This window comes from Streptomyces sp. NPDC058326, assembly GCF_042879855.1.
In the GTDB taxonomy this organism is placed as follows: domain Bacteria; phylum Actinomycetota; class Actinomycetes; order Streptomycetales; family Streptomycetaceae; genus Streptomyces.
In genome coordinates, this window is record NZ_JBHVZO010000008.1 from 99,796 (window position 1) to 123,603 (window position 23,808).

A 23,808-nucleotide genomic window follows, 5' to 3' on the forward strand; every position below is an offset into this window, starting at 1 on the left:
TCCCGGGCTGGTCGTGCGTCAGTGGAACGACCTTGCGGTGATCGATGGTAGGGAGTCGCCGGGGCCGGAGCCACTACTTCGGTGCGACTGTTTCCCACAACGACTCACCCGTACGCCGGGTGTCGGCCCGCACCATGCCCGTCTCGGGCCCCTCACGTCCCTCGCGTGTCCCCGCGTGGGCCCCTTCGTGTGTCTCCTGCACCAGGTAGTGGGGCCGCCGTTTGACCTCGTAGTAGATGCGGCCGACGTACTCGCCGATCAGTCCGACCATCACCATCTGGACGCCGGCGAGGGCGGTGACGGCGACGAGCAGGGTGACGTAGCCGGGGGTGTCGACGCCGTTGGCGAGGGCGTCGACGACGATCCACGCCGCGTAGCCGAGGGCGACGAGGACGAGGAGGAACCCGAGGTGGACGGCGGCCCGCAGCGGCTTGTTGTTGAAGGAGAGGAGTCCGTCGAGGCCGTAGTTGAGGAGCTTGCCGAAGGTCCACTTGGAGCGGCCCTGCTCGCGGACGGCGTTCTCGTAGGAGAACGTCGTGGTGCGGAAGCCGACCCAGGAGAAGAGGCCCTTGGAGAAGCGGTTGTACTCGCCGAGGCCGAGGACCGCGTCGACGGTACGGCGGGACAGGAGCCGGAAGTCGCCGACGCCGTCGACGAGCTCGACGTCGACGAGCCGGTTGATCGCCCGGTAGTAGAGGCGGGCGGTGAGGGTGCGGGTGACGCGGTCGCCCTCGCGGGTGCGGCGGGCGACGACCTGGTCGTACCCCTCGGCGTGCAGCGCGATCATGCGGTGCACCAGCTCCGGCGGGTGCTGGAGGTCGGCGTCCATGATCACGACGGCGTCGCCCGCGGCGGTGCGGAGCCCGGCCAGCATCGCCGCCTCCTTGCCGAAGTTGCGGCTGAAGGAGACGTAGCGGACGTGGCGCGGGTCGCGCGCGGCGAGCTCCCGGAGAAGCGGGAGGGTCCCGTCCCGGCTTCCGTCGTCCACGTAGACGATCTCGAACTCGCCGTCGGTTCCGGCGAGTTCGTCGGTCACACGGTCGTGGAAGCGGGCGAGGACGTCCTCCTCGTTGAAGCACGGGACGACGATCGATAGCAGCACGCGGACCACGACAACGGAGCGCGGTGACCCGGCCGGTCCACGGGGATGGCCTTCAGGCGACCATTGAATGAACTGGGTGGCCGTGCCCGGTTTCTCCCCGCCGTTCGCTGGCATATTCGAGCCGTCATGCCGAACACCACGCGCTCCTTCCTTCTCTCCGCCTTCCTCGCCGTGGCGGCCGTCTGCGGCGGGGACGCCGCCGCCCGGGTCTTCCCCTTCGGGCCGCGCCACCGGGCCGTCAACGACCTCGCGAACCAGTTCGTGCCGTTCCACGCCCACCTGTGGGACCTGCTGCGCGGCCGGGCGGACGGCGGGCTCCTGCTCGACTGGCGGGCGGGCTGGGGCACGAGCTTCCTCCCCGACTACGGCACCTATCTGTCGAGCCCCTTCGCCCCGCTGGTCGCCCTCCTCCCGCGCGGGGACATCGAGTACGCGGTGTACGCGGTGACCGTCCTGAAGACGGCGGCCGCGGCGGCGGCCATGACGTTCCTGCTGCGCCGGCTCGGCCCGGGCGTGTGGTGGTGGGCGGCGGTCCTGGGCGCCTCGTACGCGCTGTGCGGCTGGTCGCTCGCGGAGGGCACGTACAACCCGATGTGGCTGGACGGCCTGATCGCCTTCCCGCTGCTCTGCCTGGTGGGCGAGTGGGTACGGGAGGGCCGGCGGCCGCTCCTCGGGACGCTGGTGGTCGCGGTCTGCTGGACGGCCAACTTCTACACGGCGTACATGGCGACCCTGGGCGCGGCGCTCGTCCTCCTCGTCCGCCTGGCGGTGACGGACTCCTTCCGGGTACGGACCCTGCTGCGGGCGGGGGTGACGGCGGGCCTCGGGGCGGGCCTCGCGGCCCCCGTCCTCGTCCCCGTGTTCCTCGGCTCCCGGCACGCCCACCCGGGCCTGGTCCGGGAGTTCGACCCGGCGCCCCTCACCGACCTGCTGGCCCGGCTGCTCCCGGTGACGTACAGCTTCGCGACCCCGGCGGCCTTCGTCTGCACGGCGGTCCTGCTGCTCACGGGCGCGCTGCTGTTCCGCCGGGACGTGCCGGGGCGGGAGCGGTGGCTGTGGCCGGGCCTGTGCGTGGCGGTCACCGCCTCGATGCAGTGGGGGCCGACGCACCTCCTGTGGCATGCCTTCGCCACGCCGAACGGCAGCCCGTACCGGCAGACCTTCGTCCTCTCCGGTGTCCTCGTCGTCGCCGCCTGGACGGGCCTCACCCACGGGCCCCCGGACCGCCGGTCCCTGCTCGGCGGGACGGCGGTCGTCGTGGCCCTGACGGCCGGGGCGTCGGCCAGCCCCTTCCTCACCGGCTGGGCACTGCTGTTCGCGGGCGCGGGCCTCGCCGCGGTGGCGGGCGCGCTGCTGCTGCCGGCGCGGGGCCGGTACGGGGTGCTCGGCGCGCTGCTTGTCGTCGGGACGCTGCTCGGCCAGTCGGCGGCGACGACCGCGTACGCGGACCGGGAGCGGCTCGCCCGGCTCGACGACTATCCGCCGCTCGGCGCGGAGCAGGAGCGGCGCGCGGCGGCCCTGGCCGCGGCGGACGGCTGGCCCGCCTACCGCACGGACGCGGGGCTGCCCCGGGTCGCGGGCAACGATCCGCTGCTGCTCGGCGGCCAGGGCGCCGCGTACTACTCCAGCCACACCCCCGCGGTCCTGACGGAGACGCTCACCGCGCTCGGCGGGGGCTGGACCTCGCGGGGCCGGAACCTGCTGAGCCTGGACAACCCGGTGACGGACGCGCTGTTCGGGGTGGGGGCACGGTGGCGGGACGGCACGGTCGTCCGTACGGAGACGTATCTGCCGCTGGTGACGGTACGGCCCCCGGGGCCCGCCCCGGTCTACGGCCCGTCGCCCTTCCGCAACCAGGAACTCCTCCTCGGCGCGCGGGTCTACGGGGCTCCGCGCGCGGGCGCCTGCCCGGTCGGCACCGAGGTCTTCCTCTGGGCCCCGGACGCGACGGGCACGGCCCGCCTGGGCGACCGCGAGACCCGGCTCCTCGGCGGGCAGCCGAAACGGCGGGCGGCCCTGACGTCCCTCGGCACACAGCCGGGCCCCGGCGTGAGGCCGGTCCTCCCGGGCCCCGGCGAGCTCGGCTGCCTGGACCACGACCGGCTGCGTACGGCGGTCGCGGCCCTCCGCGCCCGAGCGGCACCCTCGGTCCACGTCACCTCGGACGGCATACGGGCAGGCCTTCCGCCCGGCACGACGGGCACGGCGGTCGTGGCGGCCCCCCGGATCGCGGGCTGGCACTGCGAGGGCGCCCGCGCGACCTCGTACGGCGGTCTCCTCGCCGTCGACGTCCGTCCCGGCACCACGGTGCTGGACTGCGCCTTCCGGCCACCGGGCCTCCGGGCAGGACTGACGGCGGCGGCGACGGCGGCGCTGCTGCTCCTCGGCCGGGTCCTGGCCGCGAGGAGGGCGCCCGGGCGGCCCGTCAGGGATGAGTCCGGGGCCCCCGGGCCTCACCGGGCGGGCCGGGCACGCTGACCGCGTCGCCGTCCACGACCTCCGCGTCTCGGCGCCGCTCCCAGCGGATCTCGCCGTCCTCCACGATGTCCGTCGGGGTGAGGCCGGCGGCGCGGGCGACGGCCGCGGAGGCCGCGTGGTCCGGGTGGACGTGCGCCACGAGGGTGCGGACGCCGTGTTCCCGCAGCAGTCCGACGAGGCCCTCGGCCGCCTCCCGGGCGATCCCCCGCCCCTGCCAGTCCGTGCCGATCACCCACGCGACCTCCGCGACCCGCCCGCCGCCGGTGACGGTCGCCTGCACGGTCCCGGTCAGCCGGTCCTCGGCCCGGAGCCGGACGACCCAGTTCGCCCAGACCGTGGCCGGGTCCGGCGAGCCGGCGACCAGCCGCTCGTACCGCGCGCGCAGTCGGGAGACGGGGAGCGGGGCGCCGCCGGTGAAGGTGTGCAGGGCGGGGTCGGCGAGGACCCCGGCCATCTCCTCGGCGTGCGCGACGGCGAGCGGCACGAGGTCGAGCCGGGCGGTCCGTACGGACGCAGTGGGGAGGGGCGCGGTGGGGAGGGACGCTGTCACGTCGACATCCTGGCAGCCGGAGGCCCTTGGACGGCCTTCGGGAGGCCGGCGGCCGTCGGTTCGGCGGCCGTCGGTTCGCCGGTTCGCCGGTTCGCCGGTTCGTCGATCACTCCGCGCACGAGCGGCTCTTTCGCGCCTCAGGGCGCCGGTGACGGCGGCGACGGGTTCGTCCCGGCCGATGGAGCCGCCGGCTCGTCGGAACTTTTCCGGCCCGGATCGCAACCTCGGGGGGTGACGCACGTCTGGTGGGGTGAAGGCGCCCTTCAGACCGTGTACCCGTCCCCCTTCCTCGGGAGAACCCATGTCCAGCCACGCCAAGCGGAATCTCCGTCCCCGCCCCCGGGTCCTGGGCGTCGTCGCCGGTGTCGCGCTGCTCCTCGGCGGCGGCTTCGCCGCCCAGGCCGCCGCCGACTCCGACTCCGCCCCCAGGCCCGCCCCGGCCGCGCCCCAGGCGGACGCGGCCGACGCGTCACCGGCCGACGCACCGGCCCCGGCGCCCGCCACGAAGGCCGTCGACGCGGGCAGGCCCTCTGCCGCACCGGCGCCCGCCGCCAGGCCCGCCGACACACCGGCACCCGCGCCCGCCCCTGCCAGGCCCACCGCCGCACCCATGCCCGTGCCCGCCGACGCACGGCCGACCGCCGCGCCCATGCCCGTCCCCGCCGACGCGCACCCGACCGCCACGCCCGCGCCGGCCGTCGAGCCCGCCGCCCGGCCCGTACCGGCACCCGCACCGGCCGAGGCCACGCCCCGGGTGATCGCGCCCGGAACCGGCGTCGGGAAGTAGCACCACGGAGGTGCGGCCGGGCCGGCTCCCGCGGACCGGCCCGGCCGCGCCTCCCGCGACGAGTGAGGACCGCAGTTGTCGTACGCCATACCCGCCATCGCACCGCCGCCCCTGTGGTCCCGGCTGCTCGCCCGGCTGTCCTCCCGGACCGGGGCCGCGCCGGCACGGGAGCGTCACCTGCGGACCGTCGGCCCGTCCCACGGGCAGGAACCGCCGCCCACGCTCACCGAGCTGTACCGGGCGCGGCGGCTCGACATGGTGCGGCTGGCGCTCTTCCTCGTCGACGACCTCCCCACCGCGGAGGATGTCGTCCAGGACGCGTTCGCCGCCGTGTGCCGGACGTACGGCACCTCCCTCCACGGGCTCCAGGACCCGGGCGCCTATCTGCACACCGCCGTGGTCAACGCGGCCCGCTCCGTACTGCGCAGGCGCCGCACCGCGCGCGCGTACACCCCGCCGCACCCCGGCGCCGGGGCGCCCGTCGACGAGGGGCTGCTGCTCGCCGAGGAACACCGGCGCGTCCTCGACGCGCTCGCGGGGCTGACCCGTCGCCAGCGCGAGGTGCTCGTGCTGCGCTACTGGTCCGAACTGACCGAGGCGCAGATCGCCGAGACGCTCGGGCTCTCGCGCGGCACGGTGAAGTCCACCGCGAGCCGCGCCCTCGAGGCCCTGGAGAAGAAGCTGGAGGCGGGCCGATGAGACCGAGGTCCGAGGAGTCCCCGTCCGCCACAGAGGACCGGCTGCGCGCCGCGTTCGCCGCCCGCGCCGCCCTCGTGACCTACCGCGACCTGCGCCCCGGTGTGCCGCCCGAGGGGCGTGACCGGGGGCTGCGCCGGGTGCGGGGCCTCGCCTTCGCCGCGCTCGGCGGGGCCGCCGCCGCGGCCGCCGCGTACCTGTTCGTCCTGGCGCCCGGCGGCCCGGCCGAGCCGGTTCCCGTGCCCCCCGCCCGCAGCCCGGACGTCAGCAGGCCGGTGACAGCGCCCACGCCGCACCCGGCCGCCCCCTCCGTGGCGCATCCCGAACCCGCGACGCCGGGGGACCTCGGGCGGCCGTGACCCCCTACGGGAAAGGGCCGGAACCCCCGTGGAGGGGTTCCGGCCCTTTCGGGAGGCGCGCGACTACTTCGCGGCGACCTCTTCGAGGCAGAGGACGAACTTGTCCGAGTTCAGCTGCTGCGCGAGCGCGGAGAGCTCGGCGCCGCACTGGTTCACGTCGAAGGTGCCGTCGATGACCTTGACGACCTTGAAGAGGTCGGGCTTCCCGGAGGAGCAGTCCGTGGTGTCGACCTTGGGGTCGTTGTCGGGACCGGTCACGGTGACGCACTCGCCGGCCTGGGCGTGCACGGGGGCGTCGCCGGTGAGGTGCGGGAGGCCGAACTTCACGGCGAGGGCGACGATGATCGCGACGACGACTCCGCCGACCTTCTTGAGGAGGCGGCCGCCCTTCTTCGCGGGGGCGGCGGGCTGCTCGGCGGCGGCGGGCTGCTCGGGGGCGGGGGGCGCGGACGGCGTCGTCATGAGAGGTTCCTTGTAAGCGCGGACATGATCAGACGCGAACGTTACATGCGCCAAAACAGGCAAAACGGATCATGAAGATCCACTTCCTGATCGTTTGCCGAGTCGTAATCCTGTCCACACGTCAGGAGCGCGGCCCCAGCTGCCGCTGGTGTTCGAGCACACGCCGCAAGTCCACCGGAAGCGGGTGATACGGGCCGTACGCGCGCTCCGCGTCGAGCAGCAGCCGCTGGAGCTGGTCCTGCCCCGCCGCGTGCTCGCCCGCCGCCACGAGGAGCAGCCCGATCCGCTGCCGGATGTCGAAGGCGCGGGCGAGATCCCGCTCGTAGTACGGCAGGACCGCGCGGAACTCCGTGAGCGCGGCGGCCGTCTCCCCCAGCTGCTCAAGACAGAGCGCCGCGTCGTACCGGAACTGCAGGGCCTGCGGATCGGCCGGGCCCGCCTCCGCGTCGCGGTCCGCCGCCAGCCGGCGCAACTCCGGCAGGGCGCGCCGGTACTGACCGTCGTCCATGAGCGTCGACGCGTACTGCTTGCGCAGGATGTGGACGACCGGCGAACGCTCGCCGTGCTCGGCCGCGGCCGCGGGCAGGATTCCGCCGAGGATGTCCACGGCCTGGGTGAGCGAGCCCTCCCCCAGCAGCCGCTTGACCTCGTCGACGGCGGCGGCGACGTCGGGGCGGGCGGCCGGCGGGGTCGGCCCCGGCACCGGAACCGGCGCGGCGACAGGGGCGGAGACGGGGACGACGGCGGGCGAGGGAGCGGTGGGCACGGCGGCCTGCGGGTACGCCGCCGGGCGGTCCGGCCAGGGCGCGTGCGGGCGGAGGAACGGCCGGGTCGGGTCCATCGGTCCCGCCGGGGCCCCGCGCGCGGGGAGCAGCGGCAGCAGGTGCTCGTACACCTCGTGCGCGCCGGACGGACGCTCCCGCGGGTCCTTGGCGAGGAGCCGGAGGACCAGCGCTTCGAGGGCCTCGGGCACCTCGGGCCGCAGCTGCCGGAGCGGTACGGGAGGCTCGTAAAGGTGCCGGTGGAGGACGCCGAGCGCGGTGGACCCGGCGAACGGCACGGTGCCGCTGAGGAGTTCGTGGAGCACGACACCGAGCGCGTACAGGTCGGTGGACGGGCCGACGGCGCCGCCCATGGCCTGCTCGGGCGCCATGTACGAGGGGCTGCCGATGGGCGAGCCGGTGTGGGTGAGCCGGGTGGTGTCCGCGTCCAGGACGGAGGCCACGCCCAGGTCGAGGACGACGACCGATCCGTCCGGGCGGACCATCACGTTCCGCGGCTTGAGGTCGCGGTGCACGATCGGTACGGCGTGGACGGCGGCGAGCACCGCGCAGAGCTGCGCGGCGACGGAGACCGCCCACGGCCAGGGGTACGGGTCGTGCTCGGCAAGATGGTCGGCGAGGTCCGCGCCCTCCACGTACTGCATGACGAGATACAGGTCGTCGCCCTCGCTGCCGGCGTCGTGCACGGTGACGAGCCCCGGGTGGTCGACGTGCGCGGTCACCCGGCACTCCCGCACGAAGCGGCGCCGCAGCTCCTCGGCGGCGGTCGCGGGGCCCGTCATGGTGGCCGGCCGGAGCAGCTTCACCGCGACCCGGCGGTCGAGCCTTCCGTCGTACGCCGTCCAGACCTGGCCCATGCCGCCCTGGCCGATGACGGTGGCGAGCTCGTAACGCCCGCCGATGACACGTCCGTTCACGGCCGTCCGTCGTCCTCTCTGTGGGTGCGGAGGAGGTCGCTCAGCTCGTCGAGCTCGGCGCGAACCTGGTCGATGCGGGGCGCGGCGGGCGGCTGGGGGGCGGTGAACAGCTGGGGCGCGATGAACGGCTGGGGCGCGGTGGGCGGCTGGGGCGCCGGCACGTGACCGGTCGGCCGGTACGGGTACGGCGGCCGCACCGGCGGCGGCGGGACCATGATCACGACCGGCGCGGGCTGGTGGTGGCGGATGTCGACGACCAGGAAGTAGCAGGTCACGACCGCCATCTGGACGAGCAGGACCACCATGCCCGCGGTGTTCATCCACGTACCGGCGAACCGCTGCTCCAGCGGCACCACACAGGCGATGTTGAAGGCCAGATGGACCCAGAAGAGCGCCCAGTCACGGCCGGAGCGCCGCATGATCGCGATCCGGAGCATCGCCACCCACGCGAGGAAGCCCAGGGAGAGGACGACCAGGACCGTGATGAGCACGCGGACGGTGATCGTGGCCGCCGACGGGCCGGTAGCCCGTGCCGGCGGGGGTGTGGGCACCTGACCGTACATACGACGCTCCCCCAGACGGATGATCAGGCTAAGAGAGTATGACGGTCACCGCCCGGGCTCCACGCCTCTGCCGTCACCCGGGTTCCACGCTTCCGTCGGCGAGACCGTCGTACAGGCCCTGTACCAGCTGTTCGCCCAGGCGGGCGGCGAGCCGCAGGGCCTCCTCGAACTCGGCGAGGGACTTGAAGTGGGCGCCGTGGCGGCGCTGGTCGGCGAGGGGCAGCCGGGGCAGCTGGAGGCGGCGCACGTCGAGCCGGGTCGCGGTCGACGCGAAGCTGCTGGCCTGCCGGTTGTTGGCCGTGCCGCGCAGGAATCCGGCGAGGAACCAGGGGTCGAGAGCGGCCGGATCGGGCCGCAGCAGCTGGAGGTTGCGGCCGAGGGCGGCGCCCGCGGTGGCCGCGTCCACGACCCGGGTCACGGAGCCGCCGCCGAGGACGGGCACGACGACGTCGCCCTCGGCGACGAGAACGGGCTCCTCGGCGGGGCCGCCGCCGGGAAGGGTGCCGGAGGGGGCGCCGCCGGACAGGACGTCGTGCTCGGTGAGGACGGGGACGTCGTCACCGCCCTCGGGCGCCGTGCCGGAGCCGCCGGTGCGGAGCTGGAGGGCGCCGGTGCGGGCCAGTTCGCCGACGGTCGTGAGGGGGCGGGGCCCTGAGCGAGCGGGGACGGGGGTGGGGGCGAGGCCCCGGGTGCGGCGCAGCGTCTCGTCGAGGCGCTCGCGGACCGTGGCGAGTTCGGGGGCGGTGCCGCCGGCGGCGGGGGCCGTGAGGTAGCGGGCGGGGGCGAGGTCGACCTCGTCGTCGAGGAGTTCGATGACGGGGACGGCGCGGGCCACGGACTCCTCGCCGCCCCGTCCCGCCCAGGCGTCGAGGACCGTGTTCCTGAGGGTCGGCCAGGGCAGTTTGTCGCGGCCGGCGTCCGGGACGAGCCCGGCGGTGTCCACGAACAGGGTCTCCGCCGGGGGCCGCTGGTCCCCGCCGGGCCGGACGAGGACCCAGAGGTGGAGCGGAATGCCGTACGGGGGCGCGGCGCCGGCCGGGAGGGCGATCACGGCGCGGAGCGCGCCGCGGCGCAGGAGGTCGGCGCGGATCCGGCGGCCGGAGCGGCGGGAGGCGACGGCGGGCGGCATGAGGAGGACCGCGGTCCCGCCGTCACGGAGCCGGGCGAGGGCGTGCTGCACCCAGGCCAGTTCGGATTCCGTGCGGGCCGGGAAGCCGTACTCCCAGCGCGGGTCGTAGGCGAGTTCGTCGTGGCCCCAGGTCCGCTCGTTGAACGGCGGGTGGCACAGGACCGCGTCGGCGGCCAGACGCGGGAAGGCGTCGGCGCGGAGGGTGTCGGCGGTGGCGGAGCGGATGTCGGCGTCACCGTGGAGGGCGAGCCGCAGGGCCGTGAGCGCGGCCAGGTCGGGGTCGGTGTCCTGGGCGTACAGAGCGGTGGGATGCGGGACGGCGCGCAGCAGGCCGCCGGTGCCGGAGGCCGGGTCGACGACGGTGGCGAGGGGGTGGCCTTCGGGGGCCGCGGCGGCGGCCAGCTCGGCCATGAGCTCGGCGAGCGGGGGCGGGGTGAGCGTGTACTGGCGGGGGTTGGCGTCCAGGTGACGACCGAGCAGGAACTCGAAGGCCTGGCGCGCGCCTCCCAGCTCGGCCGACAGCTCGGCCGCGGCTCGGAGCAGGGGGACGGCGGGGACGGTCTCGGCGGCGGTGGGGGTGCGGACGGCCCTCGGCAGGCCGAAGCGGCCGGTGAGGACCTCTTCGAGGGCCTCGGGCAGGACCCCGGCGAGCCGGTCGTCGGGGAGCGCGGCCAGCGCGACCCAGGCACGGGGGCGCTCGCGGAGGAGGAGCAGGAGGCAGCCGGTGTGGACGAGCGCGGCGACGGTGCCGGCGGGGTGGCCGGAGAGCTGCTGCCAGACGCGCTCGCGGAGCGGCACTTCGGCGAGTTTGCCCTGGTCGCGGAGCCACTGCTCGACCTCGCCGAGGGCGAAGGAGGGGCTGGTCTCCGTCCCGCCGACGGGCCGGGGGAAGTCGGCGTGGCGGCGGCGCCAGTTGCTGACGGCGGCCCTGCCGACTCCCGCCAGCCGGGCGATACCGGCGGCGGTGACCTCTGTCGCGCTCTCTTCGGGCACCTGTCCGACTCCCCTCGTACGTGTGTGAACACACCGAGCCTACCGCTCACACCAGTTCACGGCGTGAGTGAACTCAAATCCCGTGAACGCTGTTGACTCGGTTCACAGTCTCTGCTGTGATTACGTCATCGAAACACGGAGTCCTCACACAGAGTCCTCACAGCGCCCGGAAGGTGCCACAGCCATGTCTCAGCAGCAGCAGCGCAACTGGTTCGCCCGTCACAAGGTCCTCACCGGCGCCGGAGCGATCGTCGCCGTCATCGTGATCGGCGCGGCGATGGGCGGGGGCGGCGACAGCGAGTCCCCCCGGGCCGGCGCCAAGCAGGAGCAGCCCGCGAAGCAGGGCGGCGACAAGAAGGCCCCGGAGGCCCCGGAGAAGAAGGCCGTCACGATCGACGGCGACGGGGACTTCGAGGTGGGCACCGACGCGAAGCCCGGCCTCTACCGCTCCACGGGCAACAAGGACGCCGAGTGCTACTGGGAGCGTGCGAAGGACGCCTCGGGGGAGCTCGACTCGACCCTCGCCAACGACAACGTGACGGGCACCGCCTACGTCGAGATCAAGGCCTCGGACAAGCTCTTCAAGTCCGCCGGCTGCGGAACGTGGGAGGCGGTCGACCCGAAGGCGACGGGCACCCCGTCGGGCACCACGCTCAAGGGCGACGGCGGCATGTTCAAGGTGGGCGTCGACATCGCCCCCGGCACGTACAAGTCCACGGGCAACAAGGACGCCGAGTGCTACTGGGAGCGCACGAAGGACGCGAGCCACGGCACGGACTCGATCCTCGCCAACGACAACGTGACGGGCACGGCGATCGTGAAGGTCACGGCGAAGGACGCCTACTTCAAGTCCTCGGGCTGCGGGGACTGGGTGAAGGCGGGCTGACGCCTCCCGGACAGGGGGGCGCGCCAGGAACGGAGAACAGAACCACGCTTCGAGATGGTCGACCAGTACCGCCATCCCGCGTTCCGCTCCCGCTCCGGGCCGTCCGGCCCCTCCGCCTCGGTCCGGACGCCGGGAGCGTTCGACGACTCGGCACCTCTGACCGGCCGGCGGGAGTCCTCAGCCCTGGAAGAAGTACCGCGGAGCGTGTTCCACGTCGGCCGGGCAGACGAAGACGTTCATCGAACCCCAGCGGCCGACCGTGACGTGCGTCGGAATGTTCGCGTCCATCACGTCGGCCGTGGCCCGGTCCTCCAGCGGGATCCAGCTGCGGCTGCCGCCGTCCCATTCGCTGCTCGCCACCGTGAGCAGCAGGTCCATCGCCGAGCCGCAGGCGCAGGTCACGGGGCCCGCGTCCGTGGAGTTCCAGGCGGCGAACCCGCCCGCCTTCCAGCCCGGGGCGACCGACAGGTCGGACCAGTACAGGACGGAGTCCTCGTCCTGGTCCTCCTCGTCGCCCTCCCACTCCTCGATACGGGCCTGGAGCTCCGGCGGCAGCAGGTCGAAGTCCTGGTGCTCGACCACGGTCTCGGGGTCGAGGACGCACGGCGAGGGGACGTAGCCCTCGGAGCCGACCACCACGGGCTCGGGCTGGTCGGCCAGCACCGCGCCGACCTCGGCGGCGACGCGCCACCGCAGCTGTACGGCCGGCTCGTGCTTCCCGTGATGCGCGTCGAACGGGCACCACAGCAGCTGAAGCAGGTCCCGGTCGGCCGGGCCGCCGAGTCCCGGCACGTCCCGGCGGTACAGCTGCGCCACAGCCATCAGCGGGATGGGGTCGGTGTCCTCCAGCCACGGGGCGTGACGCCCGCGCTTGAAGGAGCTCAGGAGCTCCCCCTCCTCCGCCGTCGGCCCCGGCTGGGCTCCGGGCGCGGGCGTCCGGCCCCATGCCTCGGCGAGGATGCGGCGCGTGGTCCGCACGTCCTCGGTCCGGTCACCGTACCGGCGCCGGTGCGGCTCCGTGCACACCGGCCACGGTTCGTCCGCCGGCCACAGGAAGGGGCCACCCACCGAACTGTCCCCGACGCCGGGGGCCCCGGGCCTGGGGTGCAGCCGCGTCGCCGTCGCCCGGTACCCCGCGAGTTCCGGGAACAGAGCTTCGACGTCGGCCGGACGGGGCGGGGTCGTGCGGGTCATGGAGCTCCTCAAACAGTCTGGGCGCAACAGGTTAGTACCTGCTGCGCCCAGTCTCATGGGAGGGGAGGCCCTTCTTCCTCCTCCTGCCTCCTACTGCCTCCTATCCGTGTGTCACCTCACCGGCGTCCGTACCCCGGCGGCCGGATTGTCCAAGAATCCGCTCAGCTGGAACCCCCGGTTGCCGAAGGCCTCGAACTCCAGCCGGATCGGGATCGGATTGCCTGCCGCGTAGACGGGCTTCACCGAGTACTGAACGCTCTCGCCCTTCTTCACCGCGTTGTAGATGGGCGCCTCGATCAGGTCGCGCATCAGCGGGCTGTTCACCGGATCCTGTGTCAGGGTGACCAGGTTCCTCCGGGCGTACTTGCCCTTTCCGGCGCCGCCGAGGCGACCGGCGAGGAGATGGCCGCGCGCCTCGTTGAAGTCGGTGCCGTTGCCCCGCCAGCCGGGCGTCCGGGTCTTACCGGCCGGGGAGCCCTTGTCCAGCATGTTGGGCGTGACGGAGGCGTCGATGCCCTGCGGACGCCCGAGGTCGTCCAGGCCGCGGTAGCGCACCTGGCCGCCCCACGCGAACTGGTCCTGCTTCGCCTTGGCGTTGCAGTTGTGGACCAGGAGCGCCGCGTCGCCCGCCACCACGAAGTACGTGTGGAGACCGGCCACGGTCAGGTCGTACGTGATGGCCGTGTCGGCGTACATCCGGGTGTTCACGACCACGGCGGAGGAGCCGTCGGCCGTCTGCAGGCGGTCGCCGCCCTTCAGCTCCATGGCGCGCTTCCACGTGTTCGTGGACGCGTCGTAGATCTGGTGGAGCGCCGTCGTCTGCAGCTTCTTCTCGCCGCTCGCGGTCTTGACGGTCACCGTCACGTAGTCACGGTCGTGGTCCGTGACGTGGACCTTCGTGACCTCGTGCGTCTCCTTGCCCTTCTTGCCGGGCTCGGAGGTCAGGACCTTGTCGCCGGTCTTCACCTGGCTGATCGGCTTGGTCTTGCCCGAGGCGAGGACCACGGCCGTCGAGCCGGTGAAGCTGTGGCAGCCACCGCCCTTCGAGGCCGCGGCTCCGAAGACACCGCCCATGCCCGCGCCGATGGCCGTGGCCTTCGCCGCGCCGGCGACGCTGCAGCCCTCCTCGCTCCTGACGCAGGAGGTGCCGTACTCGACCGCGCCGGTCGCCGCGCCCTCGGCGGCACCCTCGGCGGCGCCGGAGACGATCTTGCCCATCGTCCCGGACATCAGCTTCCCCGCGGCGTTCGCCGCGAGCCTGCCGCCCACGCCGCCCACCGCGCCGGTGAGCGCGCCGACGCCGACGGCCATGGCGAAGCCGCCGAGCGTCTTCGGGCCGTCGCTCATCGCGTAACCGACGGCGTTGCCCGCGGCTCCCGCAAGAGCGGCGCAGCCGATGGCGCCCACACCGGCCGTGATCGCCGTGCAGCCCGCGAAGACGGCGATGCCGACGGCGACCGAGGCGATGGTCGAGGCGTGTTGCTTGACGAAGTTGGCTGTCGCCTTCGCCGCCTTCTTGACGGCTCTGCCGACCTTCTTGGCCGCCTTCACCACCTTCTTGGCTACGTGTTTGACCGCCTTGGCGACCTTCCGCACGGTCTTCTTGACGTGCTTGACGACCTTGTGGACGTAGCGCTTGACCCGCTTATAGGTGCGTTTGACGTATCTCTTGACCTTCTTGACGCTGTCGGCGACATACCTGACGGCCTTTCTGACGGCCCTCTTCGCCCGCTTGACCACCTTTTTGACGGCCCGCTTGACGGCCTTCGCCGCCCGCTTGACGACCTTCGCGGCCTTCTTGACCGTGGCCTTCGCCTTCTTGTAGGCCGACTTGACGGTCTTCTTGACCTTCTTGGCAACCTTCTTGACGGCCTTCTTGGCCCACTCGAACCAGTGACCCGTCGGGTCGACACCGGTCAGCGGGTTGCCGTTCGCGTACGCGTAGCGGTTGGCCCCGATGGAGTTCGGGACACCGCCGGTGGCGACCGTGTCACGGCTGTTGAACTGGCCGGTCTGCGGCGAGTACCAGCGCGCGGCCATGTTGACCTTGGACGTCTCCGGGTCGGTCCAGCCCGACTGGTAGCCGAGCGCTCCGAGCATCCCGGAGGTCCCCAGGACCTTGCCGAACGGCGAATACGCGGTCGAGCCGGTCAGCGCCTCACCCGTCGCGGTGAACTGCGCCACCACGTCGTCGTGCATGTCCGTCAGGGCGAGCACCGACGACACGGGGGTCTTCACGCCGACCAGCGAGCCGTCGGCGTTGCGGCTGTAGGACGTCACACCGTCCGAGGCGACGTCGTTGCCGGCGCCGCTGTACTGGAAGGTGTGGACGGCCGCGCCGGTCTCGTCCTTGGCGGTGAGCAACCGGTCCATGCCGTCGTAGGCGTAGGTGCGGTCGCCCTCCTGGATGACCCGGTTGAAGGCGTCCGCCTTCACCTGCGTCGTCCGGCCGCCCTCGTCCGTCACCGAGCTCATGGTGCCGCGCGAGGTGTAGGCGTAGGAGCTGTGGCCGTCGGACGTGAGCCGGTTCCTGGCGTCGTACGTGTACGTGTCTCCGCCCACGCGGGTCCGGTTGCCGGACCCGTCGTAGCCGTAGGCCTCCGTGGTGGTCCCGTTGTTCCAGGACGTCAGACGGTTGGCCCAGTCGTACGTGTACGTGTTGGTCGTGGCGCCCGTGACCCCCTTGGTGATCTTGGAGGTCTCGTTGTCGTTGGCGTCCCAGCCGTAGGTGGTGGAGGCCAGCTCCTTGCCCGTCGGCGAGACCAGCTTGTCGCTGGTGAGTCGCTGCAGGGAGTCGTAGCCGAAGCTGCGCTTCGACTTGCCGGAGCCGTAGTCGATCGACGTGACCTCGTTGTTGACGCCGTAGGCGTACGTGGCCGTCGTGCCGGTCGCGCCGTCGTTGACGGTCTTGAGTCGGCCGGCGGTGTCGTAGCCGTACGTCGAGGCTCCCGAGGCGTCCGTCCGCGAGGTCATCGCGCCGTCGCCGTTCCAGGCGAAGGACGAGGAGCCGGAGGGGCCGGAGGCCGACAGGAGCAGACCGCGGTCGTCGTAGGAGAAGGTGTTCTTGGTGTCACCGGCACCCGCGACGGCCGTGATCTGGTCGTCCGCGTCGTAGTCGTAGGTGTGGTCGACCGTGGCGGCCTCCGCACCGTGACCCGACTGCCGCACGAGACGGCTCTTCACGTCGTACTCGTAGGAGACGCTCACTCCGCCCGGCGAGCGCATCTCCTTGGCACGGCCCGCCGCGTCGTACACCGCGGTGAACGTCCGGTCCGCGAGGTCCGGATGCGACGGCGTCGACGGTTCGACCGTCGACTCGGGCATGCCCCACGTGTTGTACGTGGTGATGAACGGGTTGCCCCGTCCGTCGGTGAAGCGGGTGAGGTTGCCGGCGACGTCGTAGCCGTACGTCGTGGTGATCGACTCCGTCGCCGATACCGGCTCCACCAGCTTCGTGACGAGACCCGTCGCGTCGTACGTGAAGGTCTTCGTGTGACCGCGGTAGTCCGTCAGCGTGACCGGGTTGCCCATGCGGTCGTACGTGGAGGAGCTGGTGCGCAGCACGTTGCCCTGCGCGTCCAGGTCGCTCGTGGCGACCAGCTGCCCGAACCCGTCGTAGGTGTTGCGGGTGCTGGTGCCGTCCGGGTCCGTCGAGGTGAGGACCTGACCGTCCATGTCGTACGTGAAGCGGGAGGTGTTTCCGGCCCCGTCGGTGGTCTCGATGACCTCGCCCACGGAGTTGTACTTGTACGACTCCGTGACTCCGGTCGCGGAGACCGTCCGGGACAGCTCGCCGCCCGGGGCGTTGTACTCGTTGATGTCCGTGTACGCCCGCTGGGTCGGCTGGCGCACGATGTCCGTGCTGGTGACCGGCCGCTCCAGGTAGTCCCAGGTGGTCTCCTGCCGGGCGCCGTTCGGACGCGTGGCAGAGAGCTGGTCACCGTTGGTGTCGTAGGTGTACCGGGTGGTGCCGCCGCCGGGTTCCGTGACCGAGGCCAGGTCGCCGAGCTGCGTGTAGGTGTAGGTGGTGCGGTTGCCGAGCGGGTCGATCTCCGCGGTGACCTGGCCGAGCTTGTTGTACTCGTTCCAGGACGTCGCCCGCATCGGGGTGGTGGCCCCCGGCGCCACGTAGTCGGGCGAGGTGGTGGAGGTCTCCTGGCCCTCGGCGTCGTAGGCCGTCACCGTCACGTTGCCGAGCGCGTCCGAGGATTCGGTCGGCTCGCCGAAGGTGTTGTAGCCGGTCATGGAGACGGGGCGGACGGAGACCGGGGCCCCGCCGTTCTGCTCGGCGTTCACTGCGGGCTCGGTGACGGAGGTCTGCTGACCCGATTCGTCGTAGCCGTAGTCCGTGGTGTTGCCGACCTCGTCCTTCATCTGGACGGGCAGACCGCGCTGGTCCAGCTTCCACGTGGTGGAGCGGACAGAGCTGCCCGCGGCCGGCAGGGTGCCGCCCTTGACGGCGGTGACCTGCGCCGCGGTCAGTGCCTCGGAGTAGACCTGGACGTCGTCGATGCCGCCCTTGAACTCGTAGTCGTAGTTCCCGGCGCCCATCTTGTGACGGCCGATCTGGAACGGACCGGTCGCCTCCCAGTTGCCGCTGACCGCGACTTCCTGGGCGAGCGTGCCGTTGACGTACAGGCGCAGCTTGGAAGCCTGGGCGTCGTACATGCCGACCAGGTGCGTCCAGGCTCCGGCGACCGCCGCCGACGGGGCGGAGACCGCCCGGTCGTAGGCGAGGGGCAGCGCGTCCGAGCGCGGTCGGGCGAACGCCCAGCCGGTGTTGGCCGCGTAGTACAGCACGAAGCCGTACACGCTGCCGGCGTCCTGGGACAGGACCGTCCGGCCCGTGGTCAGGTCGGACAGCTTGGCCCACGCGGAGACCGTGAAGCTGCCCGCCGTGTTCACGGCCGGGCCCGAGGCCTGCGCCCAGGAGTTGACGTCACCGTCGAAGGCGGCGCTGCCGCTCCGGTCGGTGCTCCAGTGCATGCCGGTGCCGTGGGTACCGCTGTTGTTGCCGCCGGAGGAGTCGGCCAGGCCGAAGCCCGTCGTCTCGTCCAGCTTGTAGCGGGAGACCGGGGCGGTGGTGCCGTCGTGGACAGTGGTGCCCGTGACGTTGCCCAGGTGGTCGTAGCGGGTGTCCGTGGTGGAGGTGTCGCCCGTCGCCGGGTCGTACTCCGACTCGGTCACCACGTTGTCGTCCGGGTCGTATCCGACCTTGCTGGTCCTGGCGAGCCCGTTCGGGTCGAGGACGGACATGGTCGTGCGGTCGGCGGCGTCCACCGTGAAGGTGGTGCGCGACTGGCCGTCGTCGGTGATCTGCTCGATCAGGTTGCCGGCGGCGTCGTAGCTGTTCGCCTGCTCCGTGAACGACTTGCCGTTCTGCGGGTCCTTGCGGACCACGGTGGCCGACAGGCCGTCGTCGGTGTAGGTGTACGCCGTCACCCAGCCCATGGCGTCGGTGATGGACGCGAGGCGACCCGCCGGGTCGTACGCCCGCGACTCCTGGACGAGGGTCGTCGGCGGCGAGGGGTTGTACGGGTCGCCCGTGTAGTTCAGCAGGCTGGTGGTGAGGGGCCGCTGCTCGGCGTCGAAGGTGTAGACGTTGACGGTCCCCGCGGGGTCCGTCTCCTTCACCTTGTTGCCGTAGGCGTCGAACTCGAACGACGTGGTGTCGCCGCCCGGGTCCGTCCTGGTCACCATCCGGTTGTACGCGTCGTACGTCATCGACGTCGTGCGTGCCGTGTCACCACCGCTGAGGTCGGTGACGGTCTGGGACAGGATGTTGCCGTCCGCGTCGTAGGCCGTCGTCGTCCTCGCCTGGTGCACCGCGCCGGTGACCCGGTTGGTGACCTTGGCGTCGGTGTCGGTGACGACCTGGTCGTTCTTGTCGTACGTCTGCGAGGACGTCACGCCCGCGGGGTTGGCGTCGGAGATTTCGGTCTTGCTGATCTGCCTGCCGATGTTGTCGTACGTGTACCGCGCCTTGGCGCCGTTGGCGTCGGTGATCTCCGCGAGGTCACCGTTGGCGTAGTACGTGTACGAGGTCTTCTTTCCGCCGGCCGTGGTCACCGTCGCCACGAGACCGGCGGGCACCGTCGCGGTGCCGCCCTCGAACGCCGGCGTGGTGGCGGTCGTGTACGTCGTGGTGGCGGTCCGCCCGTTGGGGTGGCCCGGCACCGGCGGGGTCGTCACCGAGAGCAGGTTGCCCCCGGTGTCGTAGCTGTACGACGTCTTGTACGTGTTGTCCGTGGGGCCGGAGGAACGGCCGTCGCGCTCGGTGAGCACGAGGTCGTTGCGCAGGTCCATCGGCGGCAGCACGGTGGTCGCGTCCGGGAAGTACGTGTAGTACTCCGTCGCGCACTTGTTGGCCTTGGTGTCCTGGCAGGTGGTCTGGGAGACCGCGTTGCCGCGCACGTCGTGGCCGGTGATGGAGCGGTTGCCGTTGGCGTCGGTCACGGTGTGCAGGAAGCCGCCCGTGTCGTAGCCGTAGGTGGTCCGCTTGCCCTCGGTGTCGATCGCGGCGAGCAGGCGGTTGCCCATCTCCGCGTCGTACACGTAGGTCAGCGTCTTGTTGGTGGGGTCGGTCAGCTTGACCGTCCGCACCGGGGCGATCCCGGAGGACGCCTTGTAGGCGGACCAGTGGGTGGCGACGTCGGCTTCGGTCAGGCCCTTGGAGTGGACCGCGACCTCGGCGATGGAGCCGGTGAAGTAGCTGACGGCGCCCGGCGAGCTGTACCAGTTGCTGAAGCCCGCGCCGATGAACGTCCGCGAGGTCGTCTGGTCGTTCGGGGCGCCGGTGCAGGTGCCCTGCTTGACGCCGTCGAGGTAGAGCGTCTGCGTGGTGCCGGCGGCCGACAGGACGGCGTGGTGCCACTTGTCGTCCGTGACCGTGCTCGTGGAGCCGAGGGTGGCGTTGCCGTTGCAGGTGGAGCTCCACCAGTGGCCGTGCAGCTTGTTGTCCGCGCCGACGTAGAGCAGGTCGCTCCAGCTGCCGGTGGGGGTGGTGGTGCTGTTCGGAGCGACGCTCTGGTCGCTCATGATCACGCCGGGTTCGGCGGTCTTGAACCAGAGCTCGACCGAGCGGTCGGGCTTGGCGTGCAGCGGACCGTACGGGATCTCCACGAAGGAGCTCGTCCCGTCGAAGGTCGCCGCCGTCACGTCGTCGGCGCCGAAGGGGCCTTCCGCGCCCTGGGTGACGTTGTTGTAGGTGCCGAAGCCGGTGTTGACCTGGTTGGCGGCCTGGGCCGCGGCCTGGGTGTCGTCCAGGCGCCAGTAGCCGGCCGGGGCGGTCCCCATCACCGCGGAGCGGTAGACCTGCGAGGAGCCGGTGATCGTGGCCGGGTTGAGCTTCCACGTACCGCCGTTGCCGTCGGTGGCCTGCAGGACCAGGTCGTCGGTGGTGCCGTAGACGACCGAGGCCTGGGTCTTGCCGCCCGGGGTGGTGATCGTCTTGAGCAGTCCGGCGGACCGCTTGGCGGCCTGGTACTGCGTGGAGATCACGGACGCGGCGAGCGGCTCGGAGAAGACGGCCACCTCGGCCATCTGGCCCGTGAAGTGCCCGAGCTGGTCGTTCGGGTTCATCGACGGCCAGCCGTCGGTGTTCACGCCCGCGCCCAGGGTGATGTAGGGCTGCACCCAGTCGTTGATCGTGCCCGCGAGGGAGCCCTGCGAGACGCCGTCCAGGTACAGGGTCTGGCTGTTGGCCACACCGGTGAGGACGGCGTTGTGCCACTGGCCGTCGGTGACGGTCGCGGTGGACGTGATCGTCGACATGCAGCCGGGCGACATGGCGAGGCAGCCGCGCAGCTTGCCGTCCATGCCGACGTAGACCGCGGGGGTGTTCTTGGTGGTGTTGGCGACCGGGTTGGGGTCGCTCAGCGGCTTGTCACCGTAGTAGAAGAGGACACCGCCGGCCGTGGTCGTCTTGAACCACAGCGACACCGACGTGTACGACGGCGTGGCGCCCGGGGCGCTCGGCATCTCCACGTACGAGGTGGTGCCGTTGAAGGTGGCCGCCTTCTGGGTGGAGCCCGCGAGGGGACCCGTCCCGCCGAGCGTCACGTTCTTGTACGTGCCGTTGTACTGGCCCTGGTTGGCGTCGATCGCGTCGGCGGCCAGGGTGCCGGAGGTCTCACCGAGACGCCAGTAGGCGAACGGGTCGGCGTCCAGGACGGTGGTGCGGTAGTGGTTGCCGGTGGCGTACGTGTACGTCGTGCACTTGGTCCAGTCGGCCGGCGGGCACACCTTGGTGAGCTGGTCACCGGTGTAGCCGTACTGCCAGGTCTGGGCCGTGGCGGCGTCGCCCACGGTCGACGGGTCGGTGGCGACCGTCTGGACGTGCGGCACGGTCGCGCCCGCCGGGGTGGACCAGGCGAGCGTCAGCGAACGCTTCGACGTCGTGTTGGTGATCTTCGTCAGCTGGCGCGAGGCGTTGTAGGTGAACGTCTCGGCGCGGCCCGCGAAGTCGACGATGCCAGAGATCGCGTAGGTCCCGGCCTTTCCGGTGGCCTGGGTGAGCGAGTAGGCGGTGAAGTCCTTGTCCGTCAGCTTGTAGCCGGCGGCCGGGGTCGTCACCGTCTCCAGGCGCGCGTAACGGCCGAGCGGCGGCACGAACGTGCCGTCGGTGTTGCGGCCGAAGGCGACCTGCTCACCGCCGGGGTAGGTGATCACCACGCTGGTGACCGTGCCGGCGCCGTCCTTGACCTCGGTGGCCTTCATGTCGGCGATCGTCGACCAGCCCGCGCCGAAGGCGCCGTCGATCCGCGGGTCGAGGCTGTTGTAGGAGCGGTCGATCTCCAGGGACGGACCGATGACGGGGACGTCGGCGTCGGTGTCCTCGGTCGTGTAGTTGCCGTCCGACGGGTCGAACTCGTGGCCGTCGGTGTTCTGCGCCAGACCCGAGGTGACGGGCGGCTGGGGGACGGCGGTGGTGAAGCCGCTGGAGTGGACGATCTCCGTCGTGCCGTCGCTGACGCCGACGAGCCAGTCGTAGTTCTTCGACCACTTGAGCTTGCCCGCCGAGATCTTCCAGCTGCTCTTGGTCAGAGCGCCGGAGGAGGCGACGAGCGTGGTGCCGTCGTAGACCTCGAAGGTGTACGACAGCGGGTTCGGGCCCTTGTCGGCGTCGCTCGCGTAGACGAGCAGCTCCGGCTGGAGGGTGTTGGCCTGGAAGTTCTGCGGCGGGTACGAGGCGTTGACCTGCGGCGCGGTGTTCGCCGTGTACGTCAGGTCGAGGGCCGGGCGGAAGCCGGCGGTCGCCGAGTTGTCCGAGTGGAACTTCTTCCAGTGGAGGTTGTCACCGGTCGGCGCGGTCAGCGCCAGACCGTAATTCACCGCGCCGCCCGCGACCTGGTTGAACCAGGTCGTGTTCAGGCTCACCGGCATCTTCACGCCGACGCTCGCCGAGTTCCCCGTGTTGGAGCAGGAGGCTCCGGGGGCGGGGGTCGCCGAGCCCATGGCCGCGCCGAAGCTCGGGCCGGGGTAGCTGGTGACGCCCGACGGGGTCCAGGACTGGGTGACCGGATGCACCGAGAACGACTGGGCGGAGCAGGTCGAGGACCAGATCGCGTAGACGTTCAGGGTGGCGGCGGTGACCCGCTGGCCCTTGAGGGTGGTGCCGAGCGAGGAGAACTGCAGGAACGAGTTCGTCTTGTTGGTTCCCGCGTCGTACGAGCCGACCTTGATCTGGGTCTCGGTGGAGTGGTCGCCGCCGATGGTGTTCTGCGTGTACGTGGAGTTCGACGCGGTCACCGTCGGGTCGACGGTCACGGGGTAGACGCGGGCCGGGTCGTCCAGCCAGGCGCGGTCCGCGGTCATCCGCAGGGCCGGCTTGCCGTCCACCGTGACGAGCTCGTAGGTCACGGCCCGCGACTGGGCGGGGTCGCCCGAGCGCGGGTCGATCCTGGAGTCCTCCATGTACGCGTGCGGGATGGTCGCGGTGACCTTGCCGTCCGCGTCGGTGAACTCGACGTCGCCGTCGGCGGCCACGCGGGGCGTGAGCCCCTTCACGGCCAGCGGGAAGGTCCAGGAGTTCGCGGCCTGCGGCGAGCGCAGGACGATGTTCTCCTTGAAGCCCTCCGCGAGCGGCACGAGCTGCACGTCGGTCTCGGGCAGCACGTCCGCGTACGTGACCGTGCCGTTCGCCGCGACGACGGGCTCGGACTTCGCGGCGTCCTTCAGGGCGTACGCCAGCGAGCGCCCCGCGCCGAAGTCGACGGAGGCGAGCTGCCGGTCGGCGGCGTCGGGCGCGAACTCCACGTCGAGGGAGTTCGAGCGCTGCTGGAGGCGGCCGTCGGTGTCCTCGGTCAGCCGGGTGTCGATCGGCTTCCAGGTCCCGTCGGTGCCCTTGAAGTTCGTGCGGCCGGGGAAGTGGCGCACGGTGGTGGAGCCGTCGGCGTTGACGTAGAAGTCCGACGTCGCCGTCGACTTCTTCGCGTCCCGCTTGCTGGTGCGGGCGTCGAAGCTCTTGGCGTTGCCCTTGGCGGCGCCGGTCTTCGACGTGCCGGGGCGGTCGGTCTCCCGCGCGAACGGCGGGAGCTCGCCCTTGCCCTTGCCCGGCTTGCGGCCGGCCTCGCCTTCGAGGCTGGTGGCGTCGGCGGAGGCGTGGTGGCTCTTGCCACGGGCCGTGCCGCCCTGCTGGTCAGGGGTGTCGAGCGGGTTCTCGTGGAGCCACTTCCAGAGCCCCGAGAAGGAGAGCTGCGGCATGCGCACCGAACCGAGCGTGACGCCGGCGGCGACCGCGGATTCGGTGGTGAGCATGAGGAACAGCGAGAGGAGTACGGAAAGAGCCGTAGCCCTCAGCCTGCGTCTGCCGGTGCGACCCGGTGGGAACAGGCGAGGGCTACGGACCCGGCGTATACGCATGGGCCAGCCTTTACTGATGCGATGCTTACAAAGCTTCGCGAGCCTGC

At 72.0% G+C, this 23,808-nt stretch carries 13 protein-coding genes; 5 read left to right on the forward strand and 8 right to left on the reverse strand.

The window, feature by feature from the left end; all coding sequences use genetic code 11:
- Positions 1 to 73: 73 nt before the first annotated feature.
- On the reverse strand, positions 74 to 1,102 hold the full coding sequence (locus tag ACFVYX_RS17190; RefSeq protein ID WP_389682180.1) for a glycosyltransferase family 2 protein: 1,029 nt from the start codon (positions 1,100 to 1,102) through the stop codon (positions 74 to 76).
- Positions 1,103 to 1,228: 126 nt separating this feature from the next.
- On the opposite strand from ACFVYX_RS17190, the gene ACFVYX_RS17195 reads away from it, so the two are divergent.
- Entirely contained in the window at positions 1,229 to 3,580 is a 2,352-nt protein-coding gene (locus tag ACFVYX_RS17195; protein ID WP_389682181.1) for a YfhO family protein, read from the forward strand.
- Here the strand turns inward: ACFVYX_RS17195 and ACFVYX_RS17200 are convergent.
- Positions 3,528 to 4,130 (reverse strand): GNAT family N-acetyltransferase, encoded by a 603-nt coding sequence (locus tag ACFVYX_RS17200; RefSeq protein ID WP_389682182.1) that lies wholly within the window; start codon positions 4,128 to 4,130, stop codon positions 3,528 to 3,530. The two genes, ACFVYX_RS17195 and ACFVYX_RS17200, sit on opposite strands and share 53 nt — an antisense overlap.
- A gap of 301 nt (positions 4,131 to 4,431) precedes the next feature.
- Here ACFVYX_RS17200 and ACFVYX_RS17205 point away from each other — a divergent pair, with 301 nt between their 5' ends.
- The 3 genes from ACFVYX_RS17205 to ACFVYX_RS17215 all read left to right on the forward strand — a co-directional run bounded on the left by ACFVYX_RS17205 (position 4,432) and on the right by ACFVYX_RS17215 (position 5,972).
- On the forward strand, positions 4,432 to 4,917 hold the full coding sequence (locus ACFVYX_RS17205; RefSeq protein WP_389682183.1) for a hypothetical protein: 486 nt from the start codon (positions 4,432 to 4,434) through the stop codon (positions 4,915 to 4,917).
- A gap of 75 nt (positions 4,918 to 4,992) precedes the next feature.
- The gene (locus tag ACFVYX_RS17210) at positions 4,993 to 5,616 is read left to right on the forward strand and encodes an RNA polymerase sigma factor (RefSeq protein WP_389682184.1); all 624 of its coding nucleotides are present in this window, start codon (positions 4,993 to 4,995) and stop codon (positions 5,614 to 5,616) included.
- Positions 5,613 to 5,972 (forward strand): hypothetical protein, encoded by a 360-nt coding sequence (locus tag ACFVYX_RS17215; protein ID WP_389682185.1) that lies wholly within the window; start codon positions 5,613 to 5,615, stop codon positions 5,970 to 5,972. Before ACFVYX_RS17210 ends, ACFVYX_RS17215 begins: the two co-directional genes overlap by 4 nt.
- 63 nt (positions 5,973 to 6,035) lie before the next feature.
- Here the strand turns inward: ACFVYX_RS17215 and ACFVYX_RS17220 are convergent, their stop codons facing one another.
- From ACFVYX_RS17220 to ACFVYX_RS17235, 4 genes are all read right to left on the reverse strand, one after another.
- The gene (locus ACFVYX_RS17220) at positions 6,036 to 6,434 is read right to left on the reverse strand and encodes a hypothetical protein (protein WP_389682186.1); all 399 of its coding nucleotides are present in this window, start codon (positions 6,432 to 6,434) and stop codon (positions 6,036 to 6,038) included.
- Positions 6,435 to 6,555: 121 nt separating this feature from the next.
- Positions 6,556 to 8,133 (reverse strand): protein kinase, encoded by a 1,578-nt coding sequence (locus ACFVYX_RS17225; RefSeq protein WP_389682187.1) that lies wholly within the window; start codon positions 8,131 to 8,133, stop codon positions 6,556 to 6,558.
- Complete coding sequence (locus ACFVYX_RS17230; protein ID WP_389682188.1) at positions 8,130 to 8,696, reverse strand: hypothetical protein; 567 nt, start codon at positions 8,694 to 8,696, stop codon at positions 8,130 to 8,132. The genes ACFVYX_RS17225 and ACFVYX_RS17230 overlap by 4 nt, the downstream gene beginning before the upstream one ends.
- A 73-nt stretch (positions 8,697 to 8,769) precedes the next feature.
- Positions 8,770 to 10,818 carry an N-6 DNA methylase gene (locus tag ACFVYX_RS17235; protein WP_389682189.1) on the reverse strand — a complete coding sequence of 683 codons (2,049 nt, stop codon included), beginning with the start codon at positions 10,816 to 10,818 and terminating at the stop codon, positions 8,770 to 8,772.
- A 184-nt stretch (positions 10,819 to 11,002) separates the two neighbouring features.
- Here ACFVYX_RS17235 and ACFVYX_RS17240 point away from each other — a divergent pair, with 184 nt between their 5' ends.
- A complete protein-coding gene (locus ACFVYX_RS17240) occupies positions 11,003 to 11,704 on the forward strand; it encodes a hypothetical protein (protein WP_389682190.1) in 702 nt (233 codons plus the stop codon).
- A gap of 177 nt (positions 11,705 to 11,881) precedes the next feature.
- On the opposite strand, the gene ACFVYX_RS17245 is transcribed toward ACFVYX_RS17240, so the two are convergent.
- Both ACFVYX_RS17245 and ACFVYX_RS17250 read right to left on the reverse strand, forming a co-directional pair.
- Positions 11,882 to 12,898 carry a hypothetical protein gene (locus tag ACFVYX_RS17245; protein WP_389682192.1) on the reverse strand — a complete coding sequence of 339 codons (1,017 nt, stop codon included), beginning with the start codon at positions 12,896 to 12,898 and terminating at the stop codon, positions 11,882 to 11,884.
- Positions 12,899 to 13,009: 111 nt separating this feature from the next.
- Entirely contained in the window at positions 13,010 to 23,656 is a 10,647-nt protein-coding gene (locus tag ACFVYX_RS17250) for a LamG-like jellyroll fold domain-containing protein (protein WP_389682193.1), read from the reverse strand.
- Positions 23,657 to 23,808: the final 152 nt, after the last annotated feature.

Bases quoted from the DNA above. Each gene is read 5' to 3' on its own strand.
- ACFVYX_RS17205 (WP_389682183.1), top strand. From the start codon at position 4,432: ATGTCCAGCCACGCCAAGCGGAATCTCCGTCCCCGCCCCCGGGTCCTG.
- ACFVYX_RS17230 (WP_389682188.1), bottom strand. From the start codon at position 8,696: ATGTACGGTCAGGTGCCCACACCCCCGCCGGCACGGGCTACCGGCCCG.
- ACFVYX_RS17215 (WP_389682185.1), top strand. From the start codon at position 5,613: ATGAGACCGAGGTCCGAGGAGTCCCCGTCCGCCACAGAGGACCGGCTG.
- ACFVYX_RS17195 (WP_389682181.1), top strand. From the start codon at position 1,229: ATGCCGAACACCACGCGCTCCTTCCTTCTCTCCGCCTTCCTCGCCGTG.
- ACFVYX_RS17250 (WP_389682193.1), bottom strand. From the start codon at position 23,656: ATGCTCACCACCGAATCCGCGGTCGCCGCCGGCGTCACGCTCGGTTCG.
- ACFVYX_RS17220 (WP_389682186.1), bottom strand. From the start codon at position 6,434: ATGACGACGCCGTCCGCGCCCCCCGCCCCCGAGCAGCCCGCCGCCGCC.
- ACFVYX_RS17240 (WP_389682190.1), top strand. From the start codon at position 11,003: ATGTCTCAGCAGCAGCAGCGCAACTGGTTCGCCCGTCACAAGGTCCTC.
- ACFVYX_RS17245 (WP_389682192.1), bottom strand. From the start codon at position 12,898: ATGACCCGCACGACCCCGCCCCGTCCGGCCGACGTCGAAGCTCTGTTC.